Origin of the sequence: Micromonospora sp. NPDC049799 (genome assembly GCF_040656655.1) — a bacterium.
GTDB lineage: Bacteria > Actinomycetota > Actinomycetes > Mycobacteriales > Micromonosporaceae > Micromonospora.
Genome location: NZ_JBFAMU010000380.1, coordinates 1 through 4814, shown reverse-complemented (window position 1 = coordinate 4814; position 4814 = coordinate 1). Strand labels below are relative to the sequence as shown.

The 4814-nt window shown below is 71.8% G+C and carries 5 protein-coding genes; 4 read left to right on the top strand and 1 reads right to left on the bottom strand.

Annotation, left to right across the window (positions count from 1 at the left end; genetic code table 11):
* Positions 1-527, bottom strand: a 527-nt coding sequence (locus tag AB0I76_RS22630; RefSeq protein WP_357038791.1) for a glycerate kinase, incomplete at its 3' end; no start/stop codon positions are given.
* A gap of 68 nt (positions 528-595) precedes the next feature.
* Here AB0I76_RS22630 and nadA point away from each other — a divergent pair.
* From nadA to AB0I76_RS22610, 4 genes are all read left to right on the top strand, one after another.
* A complete protein-coding gene (gene nadA / locus AB0I76_RS22625; protein WP_357038788.1) occupies positions 596-1795 on the top strand; it encodes a quinolinate synthase NadA in 1200 nt (399 codons plus the stop codon).
* A gap of 208 nt (positions 1796-2003) precedes the next feature.
* Positions 2004-3359, top strand: coding sequence for a UDP-N-acetylglucosamine 1-carboxyvinyltransferase (gene murA / locus AB0I76_RS22620; RefSeq protein ID WP_357038785.1), 1356 nt, complete (start codon positions 2004-2006; stop codon positions 3357-3359).
* A gap of 122 nt (positions 3360-3481) precedes the next feature.
* Complete coding sequence (locus tag AB0I76_RS22615) at positions 3482-4081, top strand: DUF3043 domain-containing protein (protein WP_357038782.1); 600 nt, start codon at positions 3482-3484, stop codon at positions 4079-4081.
* Between the two features lie 506 nt (positions 4082-4587).
* Positions 4588-4814 (top strand): hypothetical protein (locus AB0I76_RS22610; protein ID WP_357038779.1); only part of this gene is annotated, 227 nt, incomplete at its 3' end.

Below are 4814 nucleotides of genomic sequence, written 5' to 3'. Positions count from 1 at the left end.
TTGATGATGGCCTCCGCCGGCTGGTCGGTGAAGGCCCCGTACGGCAGGGCCGCGCCCGTGGAGTCCAGCGGGGTGACGCCGAGCGCGGTGAGCATCCCGGCCCCGGCGTCGTTGGTGGCCGAGCCACCCAGCCCGACCACGATCTGGCGCGCGCCGTGCTCCACGGCCGCCGCGACGAGCACCCCCAGCCCGTACGAGGTGGTGGTCTTCGGGTCGCGTTCCTCTCCGGTGAGCAGGTGCAGGCCGCACGCCTGGGCACATTCCAGGTAGGCGGTCGCGCCGTCGGCGGTGACCAGGATCTCACCGGCCGCCGGCCGGCCCAGCGGGTCGACCGTCGGCACCGGCACCCGGCGGGTGTCGAGGGCCTCGGCGAGGACGTCGAGGAAGCCGGGGCCACCGTCGGCGAGCGGCCGGATGAGCAGGTCGTCGGCGGTGGCGACCGTACGCCAGCCGTCGGCGACCGCTTCGGCCACGTCGGGGGCGGACAGCGTGCCCGCGAACTTGTCCGGACAGAGCAGCACGCGCATGCCCAGCAGTGTGGCAGCACACACCGGTGGAAGCTGCGTCGCGCCCGCGCTGTGGGACCATGGGGTACGTGACGTCGACCTGGGTAGAACCCTCCAACACCGCCACGGCACTGCTGCTCCTCGGCCGTGGCAGCGACCCCGCCACCGAGCGTGGCGTCGAGTGTCCGGGTGACCTGCCGGCCCCGAGCGACCCTGATCTGGTCGCCCGCGCGGCGGCGGCCAAGGCGAAGCTCGGCACCCGGGTGTTCGTGCTGGGGCACCACTACCAGCGCGACGAGGTGATCCAGTTCGCCGACGTGACCGGTGACTCGTTCAAGCTGGCCCGGGAGGCGGCGGCCCGCCCCGACGCGGAGTACATCGTCTTCTGCGGTGTGCACTTCATGGCCGAGAGCGCCGACATCCTCACCTCGGACGCCCAGAAGGTGATCCTGCCGGACCTGGCCGCGGGCTGCTCGATGGCCGACATGGCCGTGCTGTCGCAGGTCGAGAAGGCCTGGGACGTGCTCAGCGACCTGGGCATCGCCGACCAGACCGTCCCGGTCACGTACATGAACTCCTCGGCGGACATCAAGGGCTTCGTCGGGCGCAACGGGGGCGTCGTCTGCACCTCGTCCAACGCGAAGCGCGCGCTGGACTGGGCGTACGAGCAGGGGTCGAAGGTGCTCTTCCTGCCCGACCAGCACCTGGGCCGCAACACGGCGGTGCTCGAGATGGGCCTCTCCCTCGACGACTGCGTGCTCTACGACCCGCACAAGCCGAACGGCGGGCTGACCCCGGAGCAGCTGCGCGACGCGAAGATGATCCTGTGGCGCGGGCACTGCTCGGTGCACGGCCGGTTCACCCTGGACAGCGTCAACGACGTGCGCGAGCGGGTGCCGGGCGTCAACGTGCTGGTGCACCCCGAGTGCCGGCACGAGGTGGTCAACGCCGCCGACTTCGTCGGCTCGACGGAGTACATCATCAAGGCGATCGAGGCGGCCCCGGCCGGCTCGTCGTGGGCGGTGGGCACCGAGCTGAACCTGGTCCGCCGGCTGGCGCTGGCCCACCCGGACAAGCAGATCATGTTCCTCGACAAGGCGGTCTGCTACTGCTCGACGATGAACCGGATCGACCTGCCGCATCTGGTGTGGGCGCTGGAGGAACTGGTCGCCGGCCGGGTGGTCAACCAGATCACGGTCGACGAGGACACCGCCCACCACGCCCGCGTGGCGCTGGACCAGATGCTCGCCCTCCCCGGCGCGGACACCCCGCCGCCGACCGCGGCCTGACCACTCTCCGTAACGCCCTTGGCACGATAAAGTGCCGGATCACCGATAAATGCCGTCCAGGGCGATGTGACCTGGGTCATTCTCGTCACCGAGGGCTATGCTGCCGGGGCGACGCGGGCCGGCGTTTTACGGCCGCCCCGTTCCGGGTAGCAGGAGACCTTGCCCCACGATCGACACGGCACCACCCGACGCGCTGCTGGAGGTTGCATTGACCGACGACGTCCTGGTCGTACACGGAGGCACTCCGCTGGAAGGGCGGATCCGCGTGCGCGGCGCGAAGAACCTGGTCTCGAAGGCGATGGTCGCCGCTCTGCTGGGCGACACCCCGAGCCGGCTCTACGACGTGCCGAAGATCCGTGACGTCGAGGTCGTCCGTGGGCTGCTCGGCCTGCACGGGGTGAAGGTCACCGACGGCGACGAGGACGGCGAGCTGGTCTTCGACCCCGCCAACGTGGAGAGCGCCAGCACCGACCAGATCAACGTGCACGCGGGCTCCAGCCGGATTCCGATCCTGTTCTGCGGCCCGCTGCTGCATCGCCTCGGCCACGCCTTCATCCCGGATCTCGGCGGCTGCCACATCGGCCCGCGGCCGATCGACTTCCACCTTCAGGCGCTGCGCGAGTTCGGTGCGACGGTGGAGAAGCGCCCCGAGGGTCTGCACCTGTCGGCGCCGAACGGGCTGCACGGCACCAAGTTCGCCCTGCCGTACCCGAGTGTGGGCGCGACGGAGCAGGTGCTGCTGACCGCGGTGATGGCCGACGGCGTCACCGAGCTGCGCAACGCGGCGGTCGAGCCGGAGATCATCGACCTCATCTGCATCCTGCAGAAGATGGGCGCGATCATCAAGGTGCACACCGACCGGGTCATCGAGATCCAGGGCGTGCCGCGGCTGCACGGCTACAACCACCGGCCGATCCCGGACCGGATCGAGGCGGCGAGCTGGGCCGCCGCCGCGCTGGCCACCCGCGGTCACGTCGAGGTGCTCGGCGCGCAGCAGGCCGACATGATGACCTTCCTGAACGTCTTCCGCTCCGTCGGCGGCGAGTACGAGGTCACCGACGCCCGCCCGCCGAAGCTGGGCGACCCCGGCCAGGAGGGCGGCATCCGCTTCTGGCACCCGGGCGGGGAGCTGAAGTCGGTGGCGCTGGAGACCGACGTGCACCCCGGCTTCATGACCGACTGGCAGCAGCCGCTGGTCGTGGCGCTCACCCAGGCGCGCGGCCTGTCGATCGTCCACGAGACGGTGTACGAGCAGCGGCTCGGCTACACCGAGGCGCTGAACACGATGGGCGCCAACATCCAGGTCTACCGGGACTGCCTCGGCGGCACCCCCTGCCGCTTCGGCCGGCGGAACTTCAAGCACTCGGCGGTCATCGCCGGGCCGAGCAAGCTGCACGCCGCCGACCTGGTGATCCCCGACCTGCGGGCCGGCTTCAGCCACCTGATCGCGGCGCTCGCCGCCGAGGGCACCTCCCGGGTGTACGGCGTCGACCTGATCAACCGCGGCTACGAGGACTTCGAGGCGAAGCTCGCCGATCTCGGCGCGCACGTCGAGCGTCCCTGACGCCGTACGACCCGGCACCGGCACGCCCTGATCGGGCAGTACGGGTGTCCCCGGTCACGTCCCGCTCCCGCCCGGTGCACCGCGATGTGCACCGGGCGGGAACGTTTGGCTACCCTTTCCGCGTGCCGTCGCTGTTTCGCCGCAAGTCCGCCGACCTCGTCGACGAGGCCGTCACCCCGGTGACGCCCGACGAGGAGTCCTCCTCCGCCCGCACCCGGGGCTACACCCCGGCCAAGGGCCGCGAGACGCCGAAGCGTCCCGCCGCCGGGCGCCGCCCCGTCGGCACCGGCAAGCCGCTGACCAAGGAGGAGCAGCGGGCGGTCCGACGCCAGCTCCGCGCCGAGTCCGCGGCGGAGTTCCGGCGGGAGGGCGGGCCGCGTGACCGTGGCCCCGAGCGGCTGCTGGCCCGCAACGTGGTCGACTCCCGGCGTACGGTCGGCACCTGGTTCTTCGGTGGCGCCCTGGTGGTGCTGATCGGGTCCAACCCGGGAATGCCCCCGGCGATCCAGCTCGCCTCCAACCTGGTCTGGGGCGCCCTGGCGCTCGGCGTGATCGTGGACTCGGTCCTGATCTGCCGGAAGATCAGGAAGCTGGTCCGGGAGCGCTTCCCGAACACCGGCCAGCGGATGGGCTCCCTCTACCTGTACGCGATCATGCGCTCGATCACCTTCCGCAAGATGCGCACCCCCCAGCCGCGGGTCAGCATCGGCGACCCGGTCTGACCTCGACGGTCCGGCCCCTCCCGCCGAGGCCGGCCAGCCCCGCCATCACCTCGGCCACCCGCGCCGACTCCAGGGCGTACACCAGCCGGTGCCCGTCCGCCTCCACGCGGCGCAGGGCCGCGCCGGCAGCACCGGCGCCCGCCAGCGAGGCGCTGGCGGTAGGTGGCGTACCGACGGAAGCCCGAGCCCGCTATAGCCCGAAATGTCCGGAACCATAGGATAACGTTTGGGACGGTGGGCCGAGCCACAGTGGCGGTGAGCGAGCCCACGCCGCTACCCTCCTTCCGCAGCCACGCCATGCCGGAACGGGTGACCCAACCGGGGGTGCGCGGCGCCCAGCGCGACAATTTGCAACGAGGTGACATCGCCGTGAGCGAGCGGACGCGAGCCGACCACCGGGGCGCGGCCGTGAGCGAGCGGACGCCCGCCGGCACCGCCGCCGTTTCCGCTCGCGTCCGCCACCTCGGTTCCGCGCCGGCCACCACCCACGGCGACGGGTCGCCCGGATGAGTCGCGGATACGCCGACCGGTGGAACGATCCGGCCGAGCCGTCCTGGGTGGTCGAGCCCACCAACGAGTGGCACCCCCAGTTCCCGGGTCAGCGCTACGCGGGTGATATCGGCGTCCACCACGTACCGCCGCCGGCTCCGCGTGGCCGGGCGGCCGTCGTCGGCCGGGCCGAGGTGCCGCCGCTGGCGCCCACCCGCCCGGACGGGACGTACGTCGGCCGGTC